This is a genomic window from Actinoallomurus bryophytorum (genome assembly GCF_006716425.1).
Lineage (GTDB): Bacteria > Actinomycetota > Actinomycetes > Streptosporangiales > Streptosporangiaceae > Actinoallomurus > Actinoallomurus bryophytorum.
Genome location: NZ_VFOZ01000001.1, coordinates 5,707,342 through 5,731,537, shown reverse-complemented (window position 1 = coordinate 5,731,537; position 24,196 = coordinate 5,707,342). Strand labels below are relative to the sequence as shown.

At 69.8% G+C, this 24,196-nt stretch carries 22 protein-coding genes and 1 tRNA gene; 10 read left to right on the top strand and 13 right to left on the bottom strand.

All coding sequences use genetic code 11. From position 1 onward, the window contains the following. Positions 1 to 179 precede the first annotated feature (179 nt). Genes FB559_RS26890 through FB559_RS26880 form a run of 3 tightly spaced genes read left to right on the top strand, consistent with a single transcriptional unit; the run spans position 180 to position 4,239 of the window. Positions 180 to 626, top strand: coding sequence for a MarR family winged helix-turn-helix transcriptional regulator (locus FB559_RS26890; protein ID WP_141958820.1), 447 nt, complete (start codon positions 180 to 182; stop codon positions 624 to 626). After that, positions 623 to 2,434 (top strand): ABC transporter ATP-binding protein, encoded by a 1,812-nt coding sequence (locus FB559_RS26885; protein WP_141958818.1) that lies wholly within the window; start codon positions 623 to 625, stop codon positions 2,432 to 2,434. The genes FB559_RS26890 and FB559_RS26885 overlap by 4 nt, the downstream gene beginning before the upstream one ends. Beyond that, positions 2,431 to 4,239, top strand: coding sequence for an ABC transporter ATP-binding protein (locus tag FB559_RS26880; RefSeq protein WP_141958816.1), 1,809 nt, complete (start codon positions 2,431 to 2,433; stop codon positions 4,237 to 4,239). The genes FB559_RS26885 and FB559_RS26880 overlap by 4 nt, the downstream gene beginning before the upstream one ends. A 34-nt stretch (positions 4,240 to 4,273) precedes the next feature. Here FB559_RS26880 and FB559_RS26875 read toward each other — a convergent pair whose 3' ends face one another. Together FB559_RS26875 and aceE are read right to left on the bottom strand one after the other, a co-directional pair. Further along, positions 4,274 to 5,821: a hypothetical protein gene (locus FB559_RS26875; RefSeq protein WP_141958814.1), complete on the bottom strand. Its 1,548-nt coding sequence runs from the start codon at positions 5,819 to 5,821 to the stop codon at positions 4,274 to 4,276. 440 nt (positions 5,822 to 6,261) lie between these two features. Further along, entirely contained in the window at positions 6,262 to 9,048 is a 2,787-nt protein-coding gene (gene aceE, locus FB559_RS26870) for a pyruvate dehydrogenase (acetyl-transferring), homodimeric type (protein WP_141958812.1), read from the bottom strand. Between the two features lie 246 nt (positions 9,049 to 9,294). On the opposite strand from aceE, the gene FB559_RS26865 reads away from it, so the two are divergent. From FB559_RS26865 to FB559_RS26845, 5 genes are all read left to right on the top strand, one after another. Then, complete coding sequence (locus FB559_RS26865) at positions 9,295 to 9,708, top strand: secondary thiamine-phosphate synthase enzyme YjbQ (protein ID WP_141958810.1); 414 nt, start codon at positions 9,295 to 9,297, stop codon at positions 9,706 to 9,708. 150 nt (positions 9,709 to 9,858) lie between these two features. Beyond that, positions 9,859 to 10,281 carry a DUF3052 domain-containing protein gene (locus tag FB559_RS26860; RefSeq protein ID WP_141958808.1) on the top strand — a complete coding sequence of 141 codons (423 nt, stop codon included), beginning with the start codon at positions 9,859 to 9,861 and terminating at the stop codon, positions 10,279 to 10,281. A gap of 130 nt (positions 10,282 to 10,411) precedes the next feature. After that, positions 10,412 to 10,873 carry a peroxiredoxin gene (locus FB559_RS26855; protein ID WP_141958806.1) on the top strand — a complete coding sequence of 154 codons (462 nt, stop codon included), beginning with the start codon at positions 10,412 to 10,414 and terminating at the stop codon, positions 10,871 to 10,873. Positions 10,874 to 10,927: 54 nt separating this feature from the next. Continuing rightward, complete coding sequence (locus FB559_RS26850) at positions 10,928 to 11,257, top strand: hypothetical protein (protein WP_141958804.1); 330 nt, start codon at positions 10,928 to 10,930, stop codon at positions 11,255 to 11,257. 89 nt (positions 11,258 to 11,346) lie between these two features. Further along, positions 11,347 to 11,419, top strand: a tRNA-Val gene (locus FB559_RS26845). Positions 11,420 to 11,709: 290 nt separating this feature from the next. On the opposite strand, the gene FB559_RS26840 is transcribed toward FB559_RS26845, so the two are convergent. Next, the gene (locus FB559_RS26840; RefSeq protein WP_141958802.1) at positions 11,710 to 12,279 is read right to left on the bottom strand and encodes a MarR family winged helix-turn-helix transcriptional regulator; all 570 of its coding nucleotides are present in this window, start codon (positions 12,277 to 12,279) and stop codon (positions 11,710 to 11,712) included. 173 nt (positions 12,280 to 12,452) lie between these two features. On the opposite strand from FB559_RS26840, the gene FB559_RS26835 reads away from it, so the two are divergent. Then, the gene (locus tag FB559_RS26835; protein ID WP_141958800.1) at positions 12,453 to 13,001 is read left to right on the top strand and encodes a dihydrofolate reductase family protein; all 549 of its coding nucleotides are present in this window, start codon (positions 12,453 to 12,455) and stop codon (positions 12,999 to 13,001) included. 100 nt (positions 13,002 to 13,101) lie between these two features. On the opposite strand, the gene FB559_RS26830 is transcribed toward FB559_RS26835, so the two are convergent. The 7 genes from FB559_RS26830 to FB559_RS44125 form a co-directional block, all read right to left on the bottom strand. Then, on the bottom strand, positions 13,102 to 14,100 hold the full coding sequence (locus tag FB559_RS26830; protein WP_141958797.1) for a hypothetical protein: 999 nt from the start codon (positions 14,098 to 14,100) through the stop codon (positions 13,102 to 13,104). After that, complete coding sequence (locus tag FB559_RS26825; RefSeq protein WP_141958795.1) at positions 14,097 to 14,345, bottom strand: hypothetical protein; 249 nt, start codon at positions 14,343 to 14,345, stop codon at positions 14,097 to 14,099. The genes FB559_RS26830 and FB559_RS26825 overlap by 4 nt, the downstream gene beginning before the upstream one ends. A gap of 1,159 nt (positions 14,346 to 15,504) precedes the next feature. Beyond that, positions 15,505 to 16,002, bottom strand: a complete 498-nt coding sequence (locus FB559_RS26820) for an EXPERA domain-containing protein (RefSeq protein ID WP_141958793.1) — start codon at positions 16,000 to 16,002, stop codon at positions 15,505 to 15,507. Between the two features lie 187 nt (positions 16,003 to 16,189). Then, the gene (locus FB559_RS26815; RefSeq protein WP_141958791.1) at positions 16,190 to 17,302 is read right to left on the bottom strand and encodes a beta propeller repeat protein; all 1,113 of its coding nucleotides are present in this window, start codon (positions 17,300 to 17,302) and stop codon (positions 16,190 to 16,192) included. 112 nt (positions 17,303 to 17,414) lie between these two features. Continuing rightward, positions 17,415 to 18,044 carry a hypothetical protein gene (locus FB559_RS26810; RefSeq protein WP_141958789.1) on the bottom strand — a complete coding sequence of 210 codons (630 nt, stop codon included), beginning with the start codon at positions 18,042 to 18,044 and terminating at the stop codon, positions 17,415 to 17,417. After that, positions 18,041 to 18,877: a hypothetical protein gene (locus tag FB559_RS26805; protein WP_141958787.1), complete on the bottom strand. Its 837-nt coding sequence runs from the start codon at positions 18,875 to 18,877 to the stop codon at positions 18,041 to 18,043. The genes FB559_RS26810 and FB559_RS26805 overlap by 4 nt, the downstream gene beginning before the upstream one ends. A 46-nt stretch (positions 18,878 to 18,923) precedes the next feature. Further along, positions 18,924 to 19,088, bottom strand: coding sequence for a hypothetical protein (locus FB559_RS44125; RefSeq protein ID WP_185792416.1), 165 nt, complete (start codon positions 19,086 to 19,088; stop codon positions 18,924 to 18,926). Between the two features lie 104 nt (positions 19,089 to 19,192). Between FB559_RS44125 and FB559_RS26800 the strand changes: the two genes are divergently transcribed. After that, the gene (locus FB559_RS26800) at positions 19,193 to 21,970 is read left to right on the top strand and encodes a helix-turn-helix transcriptional regulator (RefSeq protein WP_141958784.1); all 2,778 of its coding nucleotides are present in this window, start codon (positions 19,193 to 19,195) and stop codon (positions 21,968 to 21,970) included. Positions 21,971 to 22,010: 40 nt separating this feature from the next. Here the strand turns inward: FB559_RS26800 and FB559_RS26795 are convergent, their stop codons facing one another. From FB559_RS26795 to FB559_RS26785, 3 genes are all read right to left on the bottom strand, one after another. Continuing rightward, positions 22,011 to 22,367 (bottom strand): VOC family protein, encoded by a 357-nt coding sequence (locus FB559_RS26795; RefSeq protein WP_141958782.1) that lies wholly within the window; start codon positions 22,365 to 22,367, stop codon positions 22,011 to 22,013. Positions 22,368 to 22,450: 83 nt separating this feature from the next. Further along, positions 22,451 to 23,155 (bottom strand): helix-turn-helix transcriptional regulator, encoded by a 705-nt coding sequence (locus FB559_RS26790; protein WP_141958780.1) that lies wholly within the window; start codon positions 23,153 to 23,155, stop codon positions 22,451 to 22,453. Between the two features lie 44 nt (positions 23,156 to 23,199). After that, positions 23,200 to 24,195, bottom strand: a complete 996-nt coding sequence (locus FB559_RS26785; protein ID WP_141958778.1) for a cation diffusion facilitator family transporter — start codon at positions 24,193 to 24,195, stop codon at positions 23,200 to 23,202. Between the last annotated feature and the right edge of the window lies 1 nt (position 24,196).

Genomic DNA, 24,196 nt, shown 5'->3' with positions numbered 1-24,196 from the left:
GCCCGGTCGCCGGGCGGGGGCCGAACGCACGGCGACCGCGTCGACCCGCCATCCCTCCTGACGGGCGGCGTCCTGTGACCCCTACGCGCGCACATGTACGCCTGTGCGTACGGATAACACGCTCATAGGCCGAAAAACAGGGTGGAATCCTTCGCTACGGCTTACTAATCTTCCTCGCCATGGACGACCTTCCCGAGGCGGCCGTCAGGGCGTTCGAAGGCGCGACCGGCCTCGCCCAGCGGATGCGGGCCGAGCGGCCGCGCGACGGCACGACGCTTTCCATGATCAGCGCGCTGAGCCACCTGGACCGCGAGGGCGCGATGACGGCCGGCCGTCTCGCCGCCCTCCAGCGCGCCAAGCCGCAGACGCTCACGCGTACGCTCGCCCGGCTGGAGGAACGCGGCTGGATCGAGCGCGGCTCGACCGACGCGGACCGGCGCCAGGTGCTGATCCGCCTCACCGAGCGGGGCGGCAACCGCCTTTATGACGACATGCGGTCGCGCGCCGTCTGGCTGTCCCGCGCCATGGAGACGCTGTCGCCGACCGAGCGCGAGGTCCTGCGGCTGGCCGGGACGCTCATGTCGGAGCTGGCCACCTGGGACGACATCGGCGGGGACGAGCCGTGAGGTCGTCGCCGCGCTACCGCGTGATCCGCATGCTGGCCTCGGCCGCCCCCGGCCTGCTGGCCGCCGCCCTGGTCTTCATGATCGTCGAGGCCCTGCTCCCCAACCTCGTCCTCATCGCGATGGGCCGGACCGTCGGCGACATCCCGGCGGCACTGGCCCCGGGACTCGGCTCCCCCGCCGGGCACCGGATGCTCCTGCAGCTCGTCGTCGCCGGCGCCCTGTACGCGGTCTCGCTGCTCCGCGGGCCTGCGGAGGACGCCCTGAACGCCATGGTGCAGGGGCGGATGTCCGTCGTGTCGCGGCGACGGCTGGTCGAGGCGGTGTCGGCCCCCGCCGGGATCGCCCACCTGGAGGACCCCGCCGTACTCGACCGGCTGTCCTCGGCCCAGGGCGAGCTGTTGAACCACGAACCCTCCGGCGCAGCGATGACGCTGATCGGCCGGGCCGGCGACCGCCTCTCCGGCGTCCTGGCGTGCGCGGTGCTGGCCACGTTCCACTGGTGGCTGGGGCTCGGCGTCCTGGCGATGTGGCTGGTGCTGCGGCGGCCGCTCAGGGAGCTCGTACGGTCCCGAGTCGGCACGTTCCGGCGTGCGACGGAGGCGTTGCGGCGCAGCTGGTACTTCGGCGGCCTCGCCTGGCGGCCGGCCCCCGCCAAGGAGGTGCGCGTCTTCGGCCTCGGCGACTGGCTCGTCGGCAACCACCGGAGCCTGTACGCCGAGGCGATGCGCCCCTCCTGGACCGAGATCGAGCGGCTGAACCGCAGGATCGCGCTGCTCAGCGCGGCTGTCCTGGCGGCGTACGCGACGAGCACCGCGACCCTCGGCTGGGCGGCGTACCACCACACGATCACGCTCGGCGCGCTGGTCGTCATGCTGACGATGCTGCCCGCGAGCATGCAGGCCGGCAGCGTGAACGCGACCGACTTCGCGCTGGAGAGCATGCTGTCCTCGGTGCCGGACCTCGACGCGCTCACCGCCGAGCCGACCGCCGAGCCGGCCACTGGCGACGCCCCCGTGGCGGAGCCGCCGCGGGGCGACATCACGTTCGAGGCCGTCTCGTTCCGCTACCCGGGCACCGGCCACGACGTGCTCGGCGGCCTCGACCTCGTCCTCGAGGCCGGCCGGTCGACCGCGGTCGTCGGTGTGAACGGCGCGGGCAAGACGACACTCGTCACCCTGCTCGCCCGGCTGCGCGACCCGACCGCGGGACGGATCCTCGTCGACGGCGTGCCCCTCGCGGACCTCCCGGCGCGCGCATGGCAGCGGCAGGTGGCCGTGGTCTACCAGGACTTCACGCGCTTCCCCCTGACGGCCCGCGAGAACGTCGCACTCGACCTCCTCGGCGAACCCGTGGACCAGGAGACCCTCATGCGCGTCGCGCGCAGGGCCGGCGCGGCCGACCTGATGGCGGGGCTGCGGGACGGGTGGGAGACGGTGCTGTCCGCGCAGTACGAGGGCGGGCAGGACCTGTCCGGCGGCCAGTGGCAACGCGTCGCACTGGCCCGCGCGCTGTACGCGGTCGAGCGCGGCGCACGGATCCTCGTGCTCGACGAGCCCACCGCGCAGCTCGACGTACGAGCCGAGGCGAGGTTCTACGACCGCTTCCTCGAGATCACCGGCGGCGTGACGAGTGTGGTGATCTCACACCGGTTCTCCACCGTACGGCGCGCCGACCGGATCGCGGTGCTCGACGGCGGGCGCGTCACCGAGCTCGGCGACCACGAGGAGCTGGTGCGGGCCGGCGGCACGTACGCGGAGATGTTCGAGCTCCAGGTCTCCAGGTTCGGCCCGAAGGAGGAACGCCGATGAGCGGCACACCGGCGGCGCCGTGGCGGCGCGGCAACGTCGTCCGCATCCTGGTCGGGCCCGCCTGGCATGCGGCGCCCGGCATGCTCGTGTGGGCGTTCGCCGCGACCACGGTGGCGTCGTTCGCGTCGGCGACGTTCCCGCTCGGGTTCCACTTCATGGTGGACGGCGCGCTGGCCCACGACGAGGCGCGCGTCGTCGTCGGCGCCTGCGTCGTCGCGGTGCTGTTCACGATCGCCTGGACCCTGTCCACGATGTCGGCGGGCCGCAACTCCGTGCTGACCGACCGCGTCAGCGCCTTTCTCGTGCAGCGCATCGCGTACCTCGTCAACGCGGTTCCCGGCCTCGAACACCTCGAGCGCCCCGACCTGCTGAGCGAGATCGACCAGCTGCGCGAGGGCCGGCGTACGCTCGCGGGCGCGGTACGGCAGCTGCTCGGCGGCTGGCAGGTGGTGATCCGCAGCGGAGCGATCATCGTCCTGCTGGCGACCGTGTACCCGCCCGTCATGGTCGTCCCGCTCATCGGCCTGGTCCCGATGCTGGCCGACCGGCGGGCGAGCCGCATCCAGCAAGCGTCCGGTGACGAGCTGGCCGCCGACCGGCGCCTGGCCGACCAGCTCTTCACCCTGGCGACGACCGCCGACACCGCCAAGGAGCTGCGCACGTACGGCCTGACCGGCACGCTCGCCGCGCGGCACGCCGCCATCGCCGAGCGGGTGCGCGCGCGCTCGGTCCGCAGCGCGCTGCGCAGCGCGGTGTGGGAGGGGCTGGGGTGGATCTGCTACTCCGCCGGATTCGTCGTCGTGATCCTCGTCCTGGTGCTGCGAGCGGTGCACGGGCACACCTCACCCGGCCAGGTGGTCATGGCGGTGAGCCTGATGCGCCGCGCGCAGGTCCAGGTCTCCAGCGCGTCGGACACGGCCGGCTCGCTCGCCACGGCGGTACGCACGGCGCGGCGGCTGCTCTGGCTGGAGCGGTACGTCGCCGGGTCCCGGCCCGAGGCGGCCGGCGCGGCGCCCGAGCGGCTCGGTACCGGCATCCGCCTGGAGTCGGTGAGCTTCACCTACCCCGGCCGCGACGAGCCGGTGCTGCACGGCGTCGACCTGGACCTGCCGGCGGGCTCGACCGTCGCCGTCGTGGGCGAGAACGGCGCGGGAAAGACGACCCTGGTCAAGCTGCTGACCCGCATGTACGTGCCCGACGAGGGCCGGATCCTGATCGACGGGACCGACCTGTCCACCGTCTCGGCCGACCGCTGGCGCGAGCGTACGACCGCGGTGTTCCAGGATTTCCTGCGGCCGAGCCTGACCGCCGGCGAGGTCGTGGGCATCGGTGACCTGCCCAGGATCGGCGACGAGGAGGCGGTCGGCGCGGCGGTGTCCAGAGGCGGCGCCACCCGGGTCGTCGAACGCCTGCCGGACGGCCTGTCGACGCCGCTCGGCCGGTGGTTCACGGGCGGCCACGAACTCTCCGGCGGGCAGTGGCAGCGCCTGGCCCTGGCCCGTGGCCTGATGCGGCCGGACCCGTTGCTGACGGTCCTGGACGAGCCGACCGCGAGCCTGGACGCCATGGCGGAGGCGCGGCTGTTCTCCCGCTTCGCACAGCTGTCACGGGCCGGCCGTGAGTCCGGCGGCGTCACCCTGCTGATCTCCCACCGTTTCTCGACGGTGCGGATGGCCGATCTGATCGTCGTCCTGGACCAGGGCCGCGTCGCGGAGATGGGCGACCACGAGACCCTCCTGCGCGCCGGCGGGGCGTACGCGCAGCTGTTCACCCTCCAGGCCCGCGCCTATCTGGACCGACCGTGATCCGCGCTCGGCTGAACGGCTGCTCGGCGACGGATCAGCCCTGGCCGACCGCGTACAGGCGGACCACGCCGTCGCGGGTGGCGTACACCTGCCGCCACCCCGGCCGGGGAAGCGGCGGGTTCCCCCAGTTCAGGCGCGCGTACTGACGGCAGATGCCGCAGATCCGCCCCCGCTCCGCGTCGAAGAACACCACCAGGTCCCCGGGCGCGGGAACGGCACCGCCGGGAGTGGCGGTGAGTATCGTGCCGTGCCAGGCCCGGCCCCCGAACGGGCCGTCCTGGTAGACACGCAGCAGGCCGTCGGTCCGCTGGTCGGCCCACACGACCGGCGAACCGGTGTCGTGCCCCGCCAGCCACGATCGCAGCGACTCCAGCTGGGTCGCCCGGGTCATCGGGTCCGCCCACCAGCCACGCGCCGCGGTCGTCCCCGTCAACACGGCCGTGAGCAGCACCGCGGTCGCGGGAACCACGAGCGTGGTCGCGCGCCGGACCCGGTCGTTCGCGGAGCGGGCGCCGGCCCGCTCGCTCAGCACGCTCGCGGCCAGCCAGATCGCGCCGAGGCCGCCGATCACGAACGCGGGAAAGAGCGGGAACCAGTAGCGGATGAGCTGGAGCCGCAGCCGGGGCCTGCTCGGGTCGAGAACGCCTCCCAGCAGGGTCAGCGGAACCCACAGCAGGGCGAACCACGCCGCCGGAACGGCGAACCGGCGCGGTCGTACCACGCCGCCCAGGAGGGTCAGGCCGAGCAGCAGGATCAGCCAGGCGCCGTCCCGGTAGTCGTTCAGCGTGGTCGGCAGCCGCAGCAGGTACTCATGCCGGGGCAGGTCGCGGAACGTCCCGGCGATCTCGGGTGGCGAGTAGCCCTGGCCCTGGCCGGTGATCGCCTTGACGCGTGCCAGCGGGTCGCCGTAAAGGGCCCAGCACAGCAGCGTCTCCGCCAGCACGAGCGCCACGACCGGCACCACGAGCCGGACCAGCCCGGTCCACCTGACCCTGCGGTAGACGATCACCGGGATCAGCGGCCAGAGGAACACGATGAACTCACGGACGAGGTAGGACCAGCCGAGTACGAGGCCGAGAACCGCCGGCACCCATCCGCGGGCCGGCAGCGTGCCCCGGCGGACGGCCAGCGCCATGGCCAGCGCGAGGGTGAACAGTCCGGTGGCCAGTATGTCGGGCAGCAGCTGGGACGAGTCCTCGAACACCGGTGTCGCCGCGATCACCGTGACGGCCGCGGCGACACCGACCGTACGAGAGAAGAGCAGCGTGCCCACCGCGTACGTGCCGAGCATCAGCGCCAGCGTGCCGAGCAGCGGCACGACGTAGTAGGCCGCCTGGGAGTACCCGAAAACCATGATCGCCAGCCGGACCGGGATGAGCAGGCCGAACCGCGTCAGCTGCTGCATCTCGTGCGAGCTGGTCAGCGGTGAGGGGAACCGCGCCGCGGCGTTCATGTAGTTCAGCTGGTCGGAGGGGTACGGCATGGACAGATGCGTCCCGACGATCGCCAGACAGCCGAGCGCGAGCGCCACCGGAACGATCCGGGCACGTGCGCCCCACAGCCGGCTCCCCCACCGGGACACGCGCCCGGTGTCCGATGCCGGGACGGTGTCCGGCCGGCCGGCGAACCCGGGTCGGGACGTCCCCTCGTCCGGTCGGCCGGCAGGCGGCGTTCGACGTTGCAGACTCATGGTGAAGGCCGGTTTCGTCAGTCCCGTGGGGCGAGGAGGGGAAGGTCACCAGTGCGGCCACGCCGCCGGTACTCATGTGGGGAGGTCGAGGGTGATGTTCCGGAGACTAGTGGAGCGTCGGCACGGCCGCAGCCCCGAACGGCCCGGCCACGGACGGCGCCCCGCGAAGTCCATGAATCCGAAACGTCGCGGCCGGAATGTGTTCACGTGGGCGCCTTCGAGGACGCGCCGCGCGACGGCCTCCGCGAGGAAGGACTCGCCGGCGATCGCGCCCGGTCCGGGCATGAAAGCGGGGGCGCCCCGATGGGACGCCCCCGCGGTGAAGCTCCGGCTCAGCCGGTCGACATCGTGTCGGTCGTCGTCTCCGGCGGGGTCCTGTCCGCGCCGACCACGACCTCCGCGCCCTCGCCGAGCTGGTAACGCTCGATGGCCTGCTGCAGCGTCTCCGGCTTGACCTCACCGTTGCGGGCCAGCCGCGTCAGCACCGCGAGGGTGATCGAGGCGGCGTCCACGTGGAAGAACCGGCGGGCGGCGGCCCGGGTGTCGGAGAAACCGAACCCGTCCGTACCGAGCGAGGAGTAGTCGCCCGGCACCCACCGCGCGATCTGGTCCGGCACCGCGCGCATGAAGTCGCTCACCGCCACGACCGGGCCCGGCTGACCGTCGAGCGCCGTGGTCACGTGCGGTACGCGCTGCTCGGCCTCGGGGTGCAGGAGGTTCCACTCGTCGCAGTTGACGGCCTCGCGGCGCAGTTCGTTCCAGGACGTCGCCGACCACACGTCGGCGGCGACACCCCACTCCTCGGCCAGCATCCGCTGCGCCTCCAGCGCCCAGCGGATCCCGACCCCGGAGGCGAGGATCTGCGCGCCCGGCGCCTCACCCCGCACCTCGGGCGCCTCGGCGTAGCGGTAGAGCCCCTTGAGCAGGCCGTCCACGTCGAGGTTCGCGGGCTCGGCGGGCTGCTGGTACGGCTCGTTGTAGAGCGTCAGGTAGTAGAAGACGTCCTCGCCCTGCGGGTGCTCCTCGCTCGAGCCGTACATGCGCCGCATCGCGTCCTGGATGATGTACGTCAGCTCGAACGCCCAGGCCGGGTCGTAGTAGACGCACGCCGGGTTGGTCGACGCGAGCAGCGGCGAGTGGCCGTCGTTGTGCTGCAGGCCCTCGCCGGTCAGCGTCGTACGGCCCGCCGTGGCGCCCAGGAGGAAGCCGCGGCTCATCTGGTCGCCCATCGCCCAGATGCTGTCGCCGGTCCGCTGGAACCCGAACATCGAGTAGAAGATGTAGATCGGGATCATGTGCTCGCCGTGCGTGGCGTACGACGTGCCCGCCGCGATCGCCGAGCCCACCGCGCCGGCCTCGCTGATGCCCTCGTGCAGCATCTGGCCCTGCTCGGACTCCTTGTAGGACAGCAGCAGCTTGCGGTCGACCGCCTCGTACGTCTGGCCGTGCGGGGAGTAGATCTTCGCCGACGGGAAGAGCGAGTCCATGCCGAACGTGCGGTATTCGTCCGGTGCGATCGGCACGAAGCGCGCGCCGATGTCCTCGTTCTTGATCAGGTCCTTGAGCAGCCGTACGAACGCCATCGTCGTGGCGACGTTCTGCTTGCCCGAGCCCTTCTTCAGCTCGGCGTACACCGGGTCACCGGGCAGTTTGAGCGCCTTGGAGCGGTTGTGCCGCTTCGGCAGGTAGCCGCCGAGCGCCATGCGCCGCTCGCGCATGTACTGGATCTCGTCGGAGTCCTCACCCGGGTGGTAGTAGGGCGGCAGGTCCGCCTCCAGCGCCGAGTCGGGGATCTCCAGGTAGAGCCGGTCGCGGAACTCCTTGAGCTCGGCCTTGGTGAGCTTTTTCATCTGGTGCGTCGCGTTGCGCGCCTCGAAGTCCGGCCCGAGCGTCCAGCCCTTGATCGTGTGGGTGAGGATGACGGTCGGCTGGCCGACGTGCTCGCGGGCGGCCTTGAACGCGGCGTACACCTTGCGGTAGTCGTGGCCGCCGCGCGACAGCTTGCGGATGTCGTCGCCCGACATGTGCTCGACGATCTTTCGCAGCCGCGGGTCGCCGCCGAAGAAGTTCTCGCGGATGTACTCCCCGGTCTCGACGGAGTACGTCTGGAACTGGCCGTCCGGCGTGGTGTTCATCTTGTTGACGAGCACGCCGTCGACGTCCTGGGCGAGCAGCGGGTCCCAGTCGCGGCCCCAGATCACCTTGATGACGTTCCAGCCGGCGCCGCGGAAGTACGACTCCAGTTCCTGGATGATCTTGCCGTTGCCGCGTACGGGACCGTCGAGCTGCTGCAGGTTGCAGTTGATGACGAAGGTCAGGTTGTCGAGCTCTTCACGCGCGGCGACGCCGATCGCGCCGAGCGACTCCGGCTCGGCCATCTCGCCGTCGCCGAGGAACGCCCATACGTGCGACCGCGAGGTGTCCTTGATCTTCCGGTTGTAGAGGTACCGGTTGAACCGGGCCTGGTAGATCGAGTTGATCGCGGTGAGACCCATGGACACCGTGGGGAACTCCCAGAAGTCCGGCATCAGCCGCGGGTGCGGGTAGGACGACAGCCCTCCACCCGGGTGGGAGATCTCCTGCCGGAACCCGTCCAGGCTCTCCTGCGGCAGGCGTCCCTCCAGGAACGCGCGCGCGTAGATGCCCGGCGCCGCGTGACCCTGGATGAAGACCTGGTCGCCGGACTCGCCGTGGTCCTTGCCGCGGAAGAAGTGGTTGAAGCCCACCTCGTACAGCGACGCGGCCGAGGCGTACGTCGCGATGTGCCCGCCGACCGACAGCTCGGGACGGTTGGCCCTCGACACCATGATCGCGGCGTTCCACCGGATGTACGCGCGGATGCGGCGCTCGACGTACTCGTCACCGGGGAACCACGGCTCCCGCTCCGGCGGGATCGTGTTGATGTAGTCGGTGCTGCGCAGACCCGGCACGCCGACCTGCTGCTCTCGTGCGCGCTCCAGGAGCCGCAGCATCAGGTAGCGCGCGCGTGTGCGGCCCTCGGTCTTGATGACGGTGTCGAGCGACTCCAGCCACTCCCGGGTCTCATCGGGGTCGATGTCCGGGAGCTGGCTGGGGAGGCCGTCGCTGATGATCGAAAAGCGCTGGCGTCCGGAAGCCACGGGTTCCCCTTCTTGCTCACCCAGGTGCGGGGGTGGATCGATCGTTGTCTGGACCATCGTCGTACGTCACGAGCATTAACGCATCTCTACCGTCGGGTAACCGTCGCGATCAAGCTCCGCCCTGGCGCGCGTCGCACCGTGTGGGAGGTCCGTACTCAGGGGATACCCGCCGTCGGGAGGTGAAACGACGGGGGCGAGCTTTGCCGAACGCACGCGCTGATCGACATGGACGGGTAGATATGGCACATGCGAACTGAAGTGATCCGTGTGGCCACTGGTAGTAGGGAGACGGTGCACGACATCACCGGCGACTGTGACACCTTTCTGAGCCGTGCCGGCGCCGGAGACGGACTCCTCAACATCTTCGTCCCGCACGCGACGGCGGGAATCGCCCTGATCGAACTCGGTTCGGGCAGCGAAGTCGACCTACTGGACGCGATGCGCGCGTTGCTTCCCAAAGACGACCGATGGACACATTCCCACGGGTCACTCGGACACGGCAGGTCACACGTGATGCCGGCCATCGTTCCACCGCACGCGACCATTCCGGTCGTGGAGGGGAAGATGGCCCTGGGCACGTGGCAATCGGTGGCCGTAGTCGACCTCAACGTGGACAATGTCGTGCGCAAGGTACGGCTGAGCTTCATGGACAGCGGTTGATACAGGTGGACGGGTTTGCTCCCATGCGGGCAAGACACTTGCGCACGAGGCGGTCCGCCGTGTGAACTGTCCGGCAATGCCGCACCTCACGGGTGACCGGCGATGATCATGGCGGCCCGAAAACGCGGCCCCGACACAGGGAGGACGTTCGTGAGCGCGACCGCGGGTCAGGCGCAGAGCAGCCTGGCCGAACGGCTCGGCATCAAGCCGCGCCAGGTGGTGCAGGAGATCGGCTACGACGACGACTGCGACGAGGAGCTGCGCAGCTCCATCGAGACGGTCTCAGAGAACGAGCTGGTCGACGAGGACTACGAGGACGTGGTCGACGTCGTGCTGCTGTGGTGGCGCGACGACGACGGTGATCTGTTCGACGCATTGTCCGACGCGCTCACCACGTTGGCGGACGGTGGCCACATCTGGCTGCTGACGCCGAAGGCGGGGCGCGACGGCCATGTGGAGCCCAGCGACATCGGCGAGGCCGCACAGACGGCCGGCCTGTCGCAGACGAGCAGCGTCAGCGCGGCCCGCGAGTGGTCCGGAACACGACTGGTCACACCCAAGTCACGGCGCTGACCGGTTTCCCCCTGGGGAGATCGTCATGTCGTCGGATGCCGCTCGCGGCGAGGAGTCTCCTGGCAGGCTCTTCGGCCCCGGATGGCAGACTGACGTCTGCGTCCGAAAATCCGTTGAGAGGTAGAGAAACATGGCGATTGAGGTTGGCGACGCCGCACCGGACTTCGAGCTGAAGGACCAGCACGGCACTCCGGTGAAACTTTCGGACTTCAAGGGCAAGAAGACCGTGGTCCTGGTCTTCTACCCGCTGGCGTTCAGCGGCATCTGCACCAGCGAGCTCTGCTCGATCCGCGACGAACTGCCCACACTCGGTGGTGACGACGTGCAGGTACTGGCGGTCTCCATCGACTCGGTCTTCACCCACCGCGCCTTCGGCGAGAAGGAGGGCTACGAATTCCCTCTCCTCTCGGACTTCTGGCCGCACGGCGGGGTGGCACAGACCTACGGGATCTTCAACGAGGACGCGGGTCTGGCCAAGCGCGGGACCTACATCATCGATAAGGACGGCGTGGTCCGCTGGAAGGTCGAGAACGCCATCCCGGACGCCCGTGACATCGACGAGTACCGCAAGGCACTCGCCGAAATCTCATAGTCTCCTGCGGCCGGGCTCTCACCGAGCCCGGCCCCGGACACTCTGGAGGGGGCCATGCCCTGCTATCGCTGCGGGGCCCGGCAGACCGACCCGATCCGCGGCGCGAGCCCGTGGAAGCGCGGGGTACGCGAGGAACGACAGGTCCTGGTCTGCCCGAACTGCCAGTCGCTCGTCGACTGGCGGGCCGACCTGGACCAGTGCGCGGCCTGCCACTCGGCAGGCCTGGTCTGCCGGCTGGGCGAGATCGAGTGCCGCGACTGCGGCCACGTACGAACGGCCGACCGCACGACGGACGCCTTGGTCGCCTCAGACGCCCCGGGCCTGTCGGAGGAGGTCGAGGCGGCCCTGAGCCGCGTCCTACGCCGCCGGGGGGCGCCCACGTGACGCGGTGAGACCTCGGCCCGCAGCGCCGGTTTGGCGAGGGGGGCGCGGATCCCGGTAGTCTTTGCCGGTCGCCGGACCTTCCCGGCTACGGGCGCATAGCTCAGTGGTTAGAGCACTGGTCTTACAAACCAGGAGTCGCTGGTTCGAATCCAGCTGTGCCCACCGTGTCCGCCCGGGGGACGACCCCCCCGGAACCCCCCGCTGTGGGGGCTCCGCCCCCACGGCCCCCTGCGGGCTGGGGTCGGAGGGTCGCTTTCTTCTCTTCGCGTGCCCCTTCACGTGCTTCGCGCCGACCAGGCCAAGGCGCATCGAGGGCACATCACGCCTGAGCACACGCGAGACGCCGATGCGCCGGTCGGTCGCTCCGGCGCGCATACGCGGATCACCCATGCGGCCCGGACACTCATCCGCCCGACCTGGGAATTCTCTTTCTTACCCGTTGCTGGAACACATCAGGCGGGGGTGGTCAGGTGGTGCAGGAGTTTGCGCGCCAGGGTGTCCAGGGCGGTCAGTTCCCGGGGTGTGAGGCCGGCCAGCAGGGCGGTGACGTTCGCGGTGTGCCGCGTCATCGCGGCGTCGACGGTGGCGTAGCCCTGTTCGGTGAGGCGGATCTGGAAGCTGCGCCGGTCGGCGCGGTCCAGGGAGCGTTCGACCATTCCGGCGGCCTCCAGCCGGTCCAGCCGGTTGGTCATCCCTGCCCGGGAGAGCATCAGCAGGTCGGACAGGCGTGAAGGGCTGAGGGCGTACGGGGCGCCTGAGCGGCGCAGCGCTGCCAGGACGTCGAACTCGCCGCGCTGCAGGCCGAACTCGGTGAACACCTGCTCCTGGGCGGGGCCGAGGAGCAGGTTCACGCGGCCCAGCCGGCCGACCACCGCGATCGCGGCGAGGTCCAGGTCCGGGCGTTCCCGCTGCCAGGCGGCGACAACCGCGTCCACGGCGTCCGGGGCGGCTGCCGGATCGCTCACGCGCGTGCCCGGTTCGGTGGACGCGGGGGTGTCGTCGTGCGTGTCTGCGGCGCTCATGCCCCTCATCATAGTTCGAGGTCAGATACAAATTCCATCTCATAGTTTGACGCCGTACTATCTGACGTGTAATCATCTCGGCATCAGCGCGCCACACCCGGCGGGGACGCCACCGGGCGAGCGGCCCGAGGCCCGCACCCCCACCTAGCCGCACGCACTCCCAGGGAGACATCATGCGAAAGATCATCGCCTCCACCTCCACCACCGTCGACGGCTTCATCGACAACCCACACGAGTGGTCCCTGAGCTACAACAGCGAGGACGCCATGGCCTACGCCCTGGCCCTGACCACCGGCTGCGACGCGCTGCTGCTGGGCCGCGTCACCTACGAAGGCATGGCTCAGGCCTGGCCGAACATGGGCGGCAACCCCTACTCCGACCACGTCAACGCCATGGCGAAGTACGTGGTGGCCTCCCAACCGGTCGACACCGCCGCGTGGAACCCCACTGTCGTCGTCCCGGGCGACGACCTCATCAATGAGATCACCAAGCTCAAGGAGCAGGACGGCGGCGACATCCTCATCTGGGGCAACGGCCGCCTCACCGACCAGCTGGCCACGGCCGGGCTGCTCGACGAGTACCGGATCTGGATCTACCCCGTCCTTAAGGGCCAGGGCGAGCCGCTGTTCCGCCCCGAAAGCGTCACCGGCATGAAGCTCGCCGACACCACCACTTTCACCTCCGGCGTCACGGTCCTCGCCTACAACCCGACCTCCGGCTGAACGCCGCGAGCGTTCATCGCCGGGGGTTGCGATCTGCCGCCCACGACCCCCGGCCACGCTGGAGACCCGCGCTTCCCGCCCCTCCCCACCTGTCCGGCGGCTAGTGACCGGACGATCTGGAGGAGGCGCTTTCCAGCCGGAGTGGTTCGCCCTCGTCCATCGCCTTCTGCTTTCTGCGTTCACGGCCGGTCATGCTGAAATCGCCCATGGCGATCTGTCGCCACGCGGTCGCCCAGGTCTGCACATCCTCTGGTGAACCGCCGAGAACCCTGACGAAGATCTCCAGCGATGCCAGCTTGGGAAGGGTGTCGGTGGTCAGCATGTTGCGGAAGGTGGAGTGGGAGATCTGCTTTTCGCAGCGGCGCTCCATCTCGCGGTAGCTGAGCTTGCCCGCCCAGGCGTTGTAGGCGCGCATCGCGTCCACGAACTTGGCGGGCGTCTTCGCGAGCAGCGGATCCGGCCGCTGTTCGTAGCCGCGGAGATCCGGGATCGCCGCGGGCGTGGGGAGAGGCTCCGCCGCAGTGTCCTCTTCCACCGTGCTCGGCTCCGTCTTGGCGACCGCGGACTTGTTCTCCGCCACGTCGACGGTAATCGGCTTGCTCGAGGAGCTGGAGCCCTCCTGGCCGGCGACGGATCTCGCCTTTCCCGCCGGCGCGGCCCGGCCGACTTCGGTCGTGCGGCGGGTCAGCTCGACGCCCCGGTTCAGTAGCCGGCTCTTCTCCCCGTGCAGCTCGACGATCCGGCCGAAGTAGAGCCTCGCCGCGGTGACCCGCTCGACTCCCCGGCTGGCCTGACACAGCATGAGGATGCGTTCGATCTGATCCCATACCTTCGGAGTCGGCCGGTAGTCGCCGGCCAGCAACCTCGACAGAGCCGCGGGGCGCATGGACGCTACCGACGCGATGACGTCGAGACCGTCGTTTCCGCCGACCCGGTCCAGTTCGTATTGGACTGCCGTGTTGAGGAGGAGGCTCAGCTTGGCTCGCCATCCGGCGAGGTCCTCGGTGACCTTGCGGATCAAAGGACGAAGCTGATCCTGGTCGAGGCTCGCCACGGGCGTTGCCTCCGCGGCCTCATCGGGATGGTCGAGGGTGTTCATCGTCCGCCCTCTGGTCCATCGTCTCGGCCGTTCGCCAGTCTCCTGGCCGCTTCCGCGCCACCCAGGCCGAGGGCGACGGTGACCGTCACCGCCTCGCGTGGGGGGCAACCTTGGCCGATGAGGGTCAGGAACACGACGACGATCATCGTGAGGGTCGCCAGAAGCACTGCGTTCCTATGCGGATCCTGCGGGTCCTGGTGATCGGGGACCTTGTCGGGCAACCCGACAGAAGGCCTGTCTTTCATGATGAGTAACCTTTGTTCGGTTGTTCAAGATCGCCTTGCTATGAGCGGGTCTTCGTTAAGAATTCCCCTGGACCTGGCGTGGAAGTGCAAGATCTTCAGGGGGACACCTTCACGGGAGATGATGCCGCAAGATCACTGCAGACGCTACGAAACTCTGGCAACTCGTGCCCTCGCGTCCCACCTGTGCACAATGCGTCATTTCTGGCCTGTGTCACGGTGATGAACAGTGATGAAAAACGTTCAAGATCGCAAATAAGTGTCTGGCGGAGTCGTCATTCGTGAAGATGCTGCGATGTAATACAGCGACGTCTTCACGACGTTTGATGAGTTCCCTTCGCTTCGGCTTTTGCTATGGGCGGGCATCGGGAACCAATGCTTCGGCCCGGGTGGAAGCGGGTCGATGCTCCAGGGAAGGGCCGGAGGCAACTCCGGCCCTTCACCGTCCGGCCTTCGCCTGACCACCGGCGCCGGCCAGGGGCCGTCTCCGGCAGGTTCACACCGCTACGAGTGGACGGCGAGACTCATGGTCAGGTTCGGCGACCGCTGATCGTTGGGCGCCTCCAGAAAGACCCTCGAAACGCGGCGAGACCTCCACCCGGTGCACGAGATCGACCCCGCCATGCCTGGCGTCGGCGTCATCTTCACCCGCCGCATACGTGGTTCATAGCGAAGATCATGCCGACGACGAGAGCTAACCATACCTTTCCCACTGTTGAAGGAACTTTCACCACGGAATCCTTCAGCGTCGGCAGTTAAGTCGCAAACAGAGCGTCCGAAATCCGGCACGCGACTCACGAACCGGATTCGGTCAAGACCCACTTTGGGTGGATCGCCCCGGAATGGCGTGAACGCACCCAACCAGCACCGATGGTCCATACAGCTCGTTTTCGCGAGCACGCGCGGAACCGGTGACTTCAGCACTCAACATTCATAACATGCATCTGCACGTGCATTCGCACAAAACTGATTAGTGCTCTCGCTGATCCCGCGAAAAGTGATCATTACCGATCCCTTCCACGTGGCGTTCATGGGACCGCTTGAAGTCCAGACACGAGTCGGCAGGTGGCCTAACGCGGCGCTCGGATCTGGAGCGGAGGAGTCGCTGGTTCGATCCGGCCGTGCCCACCCTTGGTCGCCGGCCGAGGCGGCCACGGCCTCCCTAGAAGCGGCGGGTGAACGGCCGCGGCGTGCGCATCCGGATCAGTAGCAGGAGCGGTACCAGGACGTAGGGCAGGTTGAACGCGAGGAACTTGCCCGGGTTGCCGGTGCGCGTGGCCGGGTCGCCGAAGAACTCGACGCCGAACACGACGATGCCGGTCAGCGTGACGATCATCGTGGCGTACACCACCGCCGGCAGCTGGATCCAGTTCTTCCCGGTCAGCAGGGCGAACACGAGCACCACGTAGAACGGCATGTAGACGAACGCCGACAGCCCGGTGACGATCCGCATCCAGTCCGGCGGGTGCATGAACAGCGGGTCGGCGTCGTGGGCGTACCAGTAGTTCGAGTTGACGAAGAAGTTGCCGGACGGCCGCGAGAAGTCCACGCCCACCGTCGGCAGCAGGTCGCTGATCAGCGACGTCACGGTGAAGGCCGAGAACAGCACCGCGAGGAAGATGTCGACCTTCCGGTCCCGAAGCGGCAGCGACATGCTCATGACGCCGATCCTAGGCGCGCCGGGAAGACAGCGATCTTCGGCGTGCATCGCGCCGCGAGGCCATCGGCATCGCTCGTCGGCGAAGGAGACGTCCGCACTCCGAGATCACGCCGGCCCGCCGTCACCTGGAACCCCGTGACGGCGATCATCGCTGGGTGTCCCACGCGGCGGGCCGGGTGGGGCCGGCTCAGTCTTCGGGGTCGTACCTGTAGACGGCCGCCGCCGAGTGCCCGTTGCGGACCAGCCTGCCGGCGCCCCACAGAGAGTGAGTTCCCGGTATCAGGACGATCCCATCGACATCCGCGGTGGTGTCGGGCTCGACCGGTGCGGGCTCGCGAGTGAGGCTGCCGTGCGAGTAATGCAGCAGGTCGGCGGTGGGACGTACGCCTGCGGAGACCATCCACACACCGTGTTCTCCATCCGAGGCGAGGCTGGTCAGTGAATCATCAGGCGCGTCGATCGGCACCAGGCTCCAGTGCTTTCCGTTCCAGCGCCACAGAACGGGACCGGGCTGTAGGCCCATGTCGGTGAGGAAGCCGGTCGCCCACGCTTCGTGGGGACCCACGGCGAGGATGTCTCCCACGGCCACTTGGACACCATCGCCAAGGGAGGGTTCCGGAAGGGCGACGCTGTGCCACACCGAGCCGTCCCAGTGCAGCGTGACGGGCACGCCGGAATCACCGTCACCGGTCGCCCAGACGTCGTTCGCCGCGTCCGCGCTGATCGCGGTGACGTCCTGCACCGTGCTCGGCAGGGAGATCTCCGTCCACTGGTCGCCGTCATAGTGCTCGACGATCGGCCGGTCACCGGTATCGGTCCGTTCCAGTCCTGCCACCCACACATCCTCAGGGGCGATGACGGCGGTCTTCCTGATACGAGCGTCTGTGGAGAAGGTCGTGGTCTGCCAGGTCGTGCCGTTCCAGTGGTGCCCGAAGGCAGGTCCGTCGGCTCCGTTGCCGAACACCCAGACGTTCTCCGAAGAGGATGCCCCGACCGTTGACAGCTGCGGTTCCAGCGTGCCCTGTGGAGCGGCTGGCAGGTCGACGGACTGCCAGGTGTTGCCATCCCAGTGAGTGATCTTCCTGCCATCGGTAGCGCAGCATGGGGCGGTTCCGACGGCCCAAGCGTCGGCCGGGCCGGTTGCCGCGATCTCCGAAAAACCGTCCCCCCCGGTGTAGCTCGGCGAGATGGAGGCGATACGCCAGCCGGTGTCCTGCGCCGCGGCAGGGGACACCAGGCCCCCGAGTCCAAGCAGAATGATGGCGCCGGATACGAGGACGCATTTCGACGAGACGGACATGGATCTCCTTATGGCGGGACGGTCGCATTGGAGGGACAAGTCCCCGAATGCTCCCTTTGTCACTCAGACAGACACCTGAGTGCGCCACAAGGTTCACCGACCAGGCAAGGTCTTACCGGCCCCGCCGGGTCGTCTGGAGTGGTGTACGAGGAGGGTTCGGCGCGGGCAGCAGCGGGATGCCGTCGCCGACGTGGATCAGCATCGGCAGGCCGAACTCCGCCGTGCGGATCGCGACCGTGACTCCCTCGACGGCGATGCTCGCCGTCGTCGCGCAGGTCCCGGACTCCAGGGCGACGACGTGTCCGGCCTTGATCACCGCGGTGAGAGCCCTGATCTCGAGTTCGAGCATGAGGGCGAAATTGATCGTCGTCACCCGTACCTCGTTGACGAGGAGTTCGACGCTGGGGTGGGCCGCGACGCCGATGCGGTGGGTGATGACGTCCACGATCTCTTCCCGGCCCGGCATGGCGGCCGTTCGCCGTGCCGCCTGGACGAGGGTCGCGTACTTTCGCCATCCCGTCACCAGCAGGCCGCCCAGGTCGGGAGAGAGGAGCTCCGCACCGATGGTGGAGACCTCCCGGATCGCCGTGTCGCGCGTCGCCAAGGACAGGCCCTGCAGCGCCGGGTGACCGGCCCCGCCGGTCCGTCCGGCCGAGATGGCCTGGGACAGGGCGGCCACGGCGTTCTCCGTCTCCCCGAAGATCATGCCGCATGCCGTGATCGGCGAAGCGTGGCCCGTCATTTCCGCTCCTCCACGTCCACCATCGGGACACCGCTGTGGGGTTCGAGCCGTACGACGTTCGTCAGGCTCCGGTGCGCCTCTCTCACCGTCACCCGGATTCCGGACTCGAAATGAGGGACGACCCGCACCTCGTCCCCTCCGGGCGGCGGGCCGGCGGCGACGAGAGACCCGGCACGCTTCCGCCCGCTGATGAGGGCGACGGCGATGCCCCCGGCCGCGAGGACGACGAGCACCAGCGGAACGCCGATGGGCAGTGAGCCGTTGTTCGAACTCGGCACGGTCCGCGGCCGCTCGACCGGCACGACGCCGTCCGGCGGCTCCGTCACCAGGGGCCCTCCGCCGCCGGCCGGGTCATCGGGGCTGGGCGAGACCACCTTGGACACCGGAGGCAGGACCACGAACGAGCTGCTGCCCTGGGTGCCCAGAGAGGATCCGCCGCTCTCCTTCGGGAGCGCGTGATACGAGATCGTCCAGTTGATCGGCACCGAGCCGGGCAGGGCGCCCGGAGGAACGGTGAGATCGGCGGACGCGTCGAGGGCGGCGTCGAAACCGCACACCGTGGGCGCGTCATCGGCGAACCGCGCCGTACAGCCGTCGATGGCCCAGCCCGTGTCGTTGACGGCGAACGCCACCTTCACCAGGTCACCGGGCCGGCCCGTCTCACTGCTCGCGTCCACCGAGAAGCTCGGCTCCGTCGTGCCCGCCTCCGGAGGCGACGCGGACGGGGACGGCTGACCGTCCACCGGCGGCGACGGAGCCGCCAGGGCCCGGCCCCCGAACGCCATCCCGGCGGATGCCGAGTAGGCGATGATGGTGACCACCGCCACTGACACGGCCGTTCGTAACGCCCCACAACTGAACACGATGCAGCCCCCTCGTCTACCTCGTCGATCGCACCCGATCGACGATCTGCATGAGTTCGAGCCAGCCGCTGAACGCCGTCTCGACGCCGACGTGGTCGCGGATCCGCCCCCGTATGGGTTCCGCGCCGACGACCAGGTCGAGTTCCACCCGCAGCGTGCGGTTCTCAGGCTCAATGCTCATGGCAAGCATGGTGGCCGTGGCGAGGTGCGTCGCGCATTGTGGTGACCACCGAAAGGTTTTCCCCGACCGGCCACCATGCCGGTGGGCGACCGAGGGAAGCGACGATGACGCTGTTCGAACGCGACCACGAGATCGCCAGGATCGGCGACCTTCTCACCAGGGCGGGCGCCGGCCAGGGTTCGGTCCTGCTCGTCGAGGGAGCACCCGGCATCGGCAAGACCGCGCTGCTGGAGGCGGCGGGCGCGTCGGCGGCCGGCCGTGACGTACGCGTTCTCACGGCTGTCGGCGGCGAGCTGGAAAAAGACCTCCCGTTCGCGATCGTCCGGCAGCTGTTCGAGCCCGCGCTGCGTCCCGGCGAGCCGGATCTGCTGACCGGCGCCGCCGCGCTCGCCGCACCGGTGTTCGGCCTGGGCGGTGGCATGGAGGCCATGGGCAGCATGGTCCACGGGCTCTACTGGGTGTGTTCCAACCTGGCCGAGCACGGCCCCCTCCTGCTCTCCGTCGACGACGTGCACTGGGCCGACGAGGCGTCGCTGCGATTCGTGTCCCACCTGGCGCGGCGCGTCGCGGACCTGCCCGTCCTCCTGTTGCTGTCCGGCCGCACGCGTACGCCCGGTTCCGGGCTCACCCGCGCGCTCAGCGGGATCCAGCCCGAGGTCCTCGGCCTGCGCCCGCTCAGTGAGCAGGCCGTGGGCCACGTCGTACGCTCGCGGATGTCCGACGCCGCCGACGACGCCTTCTGCCGGGCCTGCGCCCACGCGAGCGGCGGTAATCCCTTCCTGCTCGCCGAGGTCCTCACCAGCCTGCGGAGCGACCGCGTACGGCCGGTGGCGGCCGAGGCCGAACGCGTGGCCGACCTGAGCCCGCAGACCATCTCCCGTGCCGTGCTCGCCCGCCTCGCCGGGCTGGGACCCGGGGCCGTACGCCTCGCCCGCGCGCTGGCCGTCCTCGGGCCGGTCGACGGGCTGCGGCGGCTGGCGCGGCTCGCGGAGGTCGAGCGGGCCGAGGCCGCCGAGATCGTCGACGCGTTAGTAAGGGAGTCGATCGTCACCGGGGCCCGCCCCATCGACTTCGTGCACCCCCTCGTACGCACCGCCGTGTACGCCGACGGGAGCGAGGTGCAGCGCGCCACGGACCACAAGCGTGCGGCGTTGATCCTCGCCGCGGACGGCACGTCCGCGGAGCTCATCGCGCCGCACCTGCTCGTCGCCGAGCCCGAGTCCGATCCCTTCGTGGTCGACGCGCTGCGTACCGCCGCCGACGGCGCGCTCGCCCGTGGTGCGCCCGAGACCGCCGCGGTCCTGCTCGACCGGGCCCTGGCCGAGCCGCCCGCGATGGCCGAGCGTGGTCGTCTCCACGCCGATCTGGGCCGCGTCCTGGGGATGGTCAACCGCCCGGCCGAGGCCGCCGAGGAGTTGCGCACCGCGTTCGACCTCTCCGAAGAGCCGCTCGTACGCGGCGAGCTGGCCCTGGAGCTCGGGGTGTTCATGGTGCAGACCGGCCGGTACGACGTGGCCAGGGAGACCTTCGAGCGCGCCCGCCGTACGATCGGGGACCTCGACTCGGAGCTTCCCCTGCGGCTGCAGGCCGCGCTCGCGATGGCCAACTTCGCGGCGATGGAACCCCCCGCGATGTGGATCGGCAGGTTGGACCGGCTGGCCGCCCAGGCGACCGGTGGTACCGAGACGGACCGGATGATCCTGTCCTGCCTGGCCTTCGGCGCGTGCGCCACGGGCGACCGTCCGGCGGCCGACGTGGCGGAGCTGGCCGCACGGGCCACGGACGGCCCGCTTCCCCGGCGTGACGGGTGGTTGCTGGTCAACTTCGCCTCCACCGCGTTGGCGATCGCCGACCGGCACTCCGACGCCTTCGCGCTGCTGGACCGCGGCATCGACGGCGCCCGTGCCCGTGGGGACGCGGCGGAGTTCCGTTATCTCGCGATACTCCGCTCGCGTACCGCGATCCACGCCGGGCACCTGCGCGACGCCGAGGCCGACGGCCGGGCCTCGCTCGCCCTGCACGTCGTCGACGACGCGCGTGAGCTCCCGCTGGCGGCGGCCGTACTCGTCGAGGCGCTGGTCGAGCAGGGCGCGACCGCGGAGGCGCAGACCATCCTGGCCGAGCGCGGTCTCGAGGCCGAGGACCAGGTCGGGTCGCTCATCGCGCACTTCGTGTACCTGGCCCGCGGCAGGCTGCGGTTACGGCAGAACCGCCCGCGCGAGGCACTGGCCGACCTGCGGACCTGCGGCGACGCGCTCCGTGTGCCGGGTTACACCAACCCCAACTTCGCGGACTGGCGATCGGACGCCGCCCTGGCCCACCTGTCCCTCGGCGAACCCGCGGCGGCACTGGAGCTGGCGACCGAGGACCTGGAGCTCGCCCTGCGGTTCGGCGCCGCGCGGGCGATCGGCATCGCCCAGCGCGCCGTAGGCCTGATCGAGGGCGGCCCGCGTGGCCTCGCGCACCTGGAGGAGTCCGTCGCGGTGCTGGAGGACTCACAGGCCGAGCTCGTACGCGCGCGCTCGCTGGTCGACTACGGCGGCGCCCTGCGCAGGGCCGGTCACCGCACCGACGCGCAGCACTTTCTGCGCGGCGGCCTGGACCTCGCCGCCCGCTGCGGCGCCCGCCCGCTCGCCACCCGCGCGACCGAAGAACTGGCCGCCACCGGAGCCCGCCCCCGCCGCGAGCTCCTCACCGGCCCGGACGCCCTGACCGCCAGTGAGCTCCGCGTCGCGCGCCTCGCCGCGGACGGCGCCACGAACCGCGAGATCGCGCAGACGCTCTTCGTCAGCAAACGCACGGTCGAGGTCCATCTCACCAGCGCCTACCGCAAGCTGGAGATCGACTCCAGGCAGCAGCTGAAGGCGGCACTCGACCGCTGAGTGGACGCGCACGGCGACGCGTCCACCCACGCGCCGATGATCAGGCCCCCGGCGGGGAGAAGACGCCGAAGAGGCTGCCGGTCGAGTCCTCCAGCCGCGCGGAGACCAAGCCGTCCGGTGATGTGGCCGGCGGCGTCACGATCTTTCCTCCGAGCGACTCGGCCCTGGCCAGGGTGGCCGCGACGTCCCGCACGACGACATAGAAGATCGCGTAGGCGGGGAACTCCCCGCCGGTGTCGGCGATGCCGCCGGTCGGGTGGGGTACGCCCGGTGTGGTGACCTCGCTGTACTTCGGGCCGTTCGCGAACGTCCAGCCGAACAGCTCCCCGTAGAAGCTCCTGGCGTCCTCCGGCCTGTCCGTCCCGACCTCGAACCAGCCCACCGAGTTGTCGTTCATCATTCGCCCTTCCGGATTCGTGTGGAACGCCCCCACGATCCCGCCGTCGGGCGACAGCCCTATGTCGGTGTTTCCACGGAAGATCAACCGAGTTCGAGCGCGTGCGCGACGAGGTCGGGGACCTTCGGCGCCATCTCGCCGAAGTCGCGTGCCGGAGCGATCTCATCCAGCAGGGACGCCCGCCGAATCCGGTCGGCGCGGAACAGCCGTGGTCCCTCGCGCAGCCGGCACCAGCCGATGAGGTACCACTCGCGAGACCCGGACACGAACGCGACGGGTTCGACGTCGCGTTCGGTCGCCGCCCCGTTGCGGTCGACGTAGGACAGCCGCAGCACCTGACGCATCGCGACGGCCTCCTCCACGACGGCCGGCACGGAGGCCCGCTCGGCCTCCTCCTCGCGCACGAGGAAGTGGATCCGCTCGGCCAGCTTGCGCGCCTCGGCGCCGTCGGCGGCGGACATCGCGGCCACGATCTTGAGGAGCGCCGTACGCGCGGACTTCGCGAAGGGCGCCCCTCCGGACCTGCCCAGCGCGATGCCGACGGCGACCGCCTCGGCCGGGGTGAAGTTCATTGGGGGTAGTGTGCGGGTCTTGTCGAGCGCGTAGCCGCCGCCCCGTCCGGTGTCGGCGTAGATCGGTACACCGGCCTGCTGGAGCGCGCTCACGTCCCGCTCGATCGTGCGCACGCTGACCTCGAAACGGCCGGCGAGCGCGCGGGCGCTGCGGCGACCGGGGGCGCTCGCGCGGAGTTCTTCGACGATCGCGTAGAGCCGGTCGGTACGGTTCACGCCCCGACGTTAGGCCCCGATACCGACATTCGCCGCCTAAGTCGCTAACCGCGTTCGCGGCGGTAGTGGTGGTCGGCCGCCCGGCCGTACCGCGCCATGACGCGTTCGCGCAGGCCAGGGTCGTCGCGCGGAACGGGTTCGAGGAACACCTCGTAGACCTCGTTGTACTTGTCGTGCAGCTCGCCGTCCAGCCGTGCGCACGCACGCTCGACGTCGGCCGCTCCCAGCGAGTCGTCGAAGTCCAGCCGGGCGCAGACGAGGAGCTGGTCGGTGCCGACGTTCATCGTCATGAGGTCGACGACCATCTCCACCTCGGGCGCACCGTCGAGCATGTCGCGCATGCCGTCGAGCACCGCCGGGCGGGCCTGGCGGCCGATGAGCAGCTCCCGGTTGGTGCGGCCCAGCAGGAAGGCGACGAGCGTGAGCATGAGGCCGATGAGTATCGACGCGATGCCGTCGCCGAAGGCGGAGCCGGTCAGCTGGTGCGCGGCCAGTCCGGCTGCCGCGAACACGATGCCGAGAAGCGCCGCCGAGTCCTCGAACAGCACCGACTTGGCGGTCGGGTCGTCGGTCGTGCGGAGGAAGTCCAGGAAGCCCTGGCCACGCTCACGTGCGTGCTCCCGTGTCTCCTTGTACGCCTGTTTCCACGAGAGGGCCTCCAGCACGGCCGAGACCGCCAGCACGATGTAGCCGACGAGCGGGCTGGCCTCCTCGGCGCCCTTGCCCAGCAGTGCGCCGACGCCCTGCAGGAACGCGAACAGGGCGCCCATCCCGAAGATGCAGACGGCGACGAGCAGCGACCAGAAGTAGCGTTCGGGCCCATGCCCGAACGGGTGCCGGGAGTCGGCCGGGCGCTCGCTGCGCCGCAGCGCGGTGAGCAGGAGCACCTCGTTGATCGTGTCCACGTAGGAGTGCCCGGCCTCGGCGGCCATCGCCGCCGAGCCGGTGATCACGGCGGCGAACGTCTTGGCCAGGGCGATACCCAGGTTGGCGGCCAGCGCCAGCAGGACGGTCAGCCGACCCCTTTGTTCATTCGCCACG

What these genes read in the sequence shown, in the direction of transcription:
- FB559_RS26810 (WP_141958789.1), bottom strand. Translation starts at nt 18,044, where the DNA reads ATGACGGGCCACGCTTCGCCGATCACGGCATGCGGCATGATCTTCGGG.
- FB559_RS26835 (WP_141958800.1), top strand. Translation starts at nt 12,453, where the DNA reads ATGCGAAAGATCATCGCCTCCACCTCCACCACCGTCGACGGCTTCATC.
- FB559_RS26850 (WP_141958804.1), top strand. Translation starts at nt 10,928, where the DNA reads ATGCCCTGCTATCGCTGCGGGGCCCGGCAGACCGACCCGATCCGCGGC.
- FB559_RS26880 (WP_141958816.1), top strand. Translation starts at nt 2,431, where the DNA reads ATGAGCGGCACACCGGCGGCGCCGTGGCGGCGCGGCAACGTCGTCCGC.
- FB559_RS26840 (WP_141958802.1), bottom strand. Translation starts at nt 12,279, where the DNA reads ATGAGCGCCGCAGACACGCACGACGACACCCCCGCGTCCACCGAACCG.
- FB559_RS26825 (WP_141958795.1), bottom strand. Translation starts at nt 14,345, where the DNA reads ATGAAAGACAGGCCTTCTGTCGGGTTGCCCGACAAGGTCCCCGATCAC.
- FB559_RS26865 (WP_141958810.1), top strand. Translation starts at nt 9,295, where the DNA reads ATGCGAACTGAAGTGATCCGTGTGGCCACTGGTAGTAGGGAGACGGTG.
- FB559_RS44125 (WP_185792416.1), bottom strand. Translation starts at nt 19,088, where the DNA reads ATGAGCATTGAGCCTGAGAACCGCACGCTGCGGGTGGAACTCGACCTG.
- FB559_RS26800 (WP_141958784.1), top strand. Translation starts at nt 19,193, where the DNA reads ATGACGCTGTTCGAACGCGACCACGAGATCGCCAGGATCGGCGACCTT.
- FB559_RS26830 (WP_141958797.1), bottom strand. Translation starts at nt 14,100, where the DNA reads ATGAACACCCTCGACCATCCCGATGAGGCCGCGGAGGCAACGCCCGTG.
- FB559_RS26890 (WP_141958820.1), top strand. Translation starts at nt 180, where the DNA reads ATGGACGACCTTCCCGAGGCGGCCGTCAGGGCGTTCGAAGGCGCGACC.
- FB559_RS26855 (WP_141958806.1), top strand. Translation starts at nt 10,412, where the DNA reads ATGGCGATTGAGGTTGGCGACGCCGCACCGGACTTCGAGCTGAAGGAC.
- FB559_RS26815 (WP_141958791.1), bottom strand. Translation starts at nt 17,302, where the DNA reads ATGTCCGTCTCGTCGAAATGCGTCCTCGTATCCGGCGCCATCATTCTG.
- FB559_RS26795 (WP_141958782.1), bottom strand. Translation starts at nt 22,367, where the DNA reads ATGAACGACAACTCGGTGGGCTGGTTCGAGGTCGGGACGGACAGGCCG.
- FB559_RS26820 (WP_141958793.1), bottom strand. Translation starts at nt 16,002, where the DNA reads ATGAGCATGTCGCTGCCGCTTCGGGACCGGAAGGTCGACATCTTCCTC.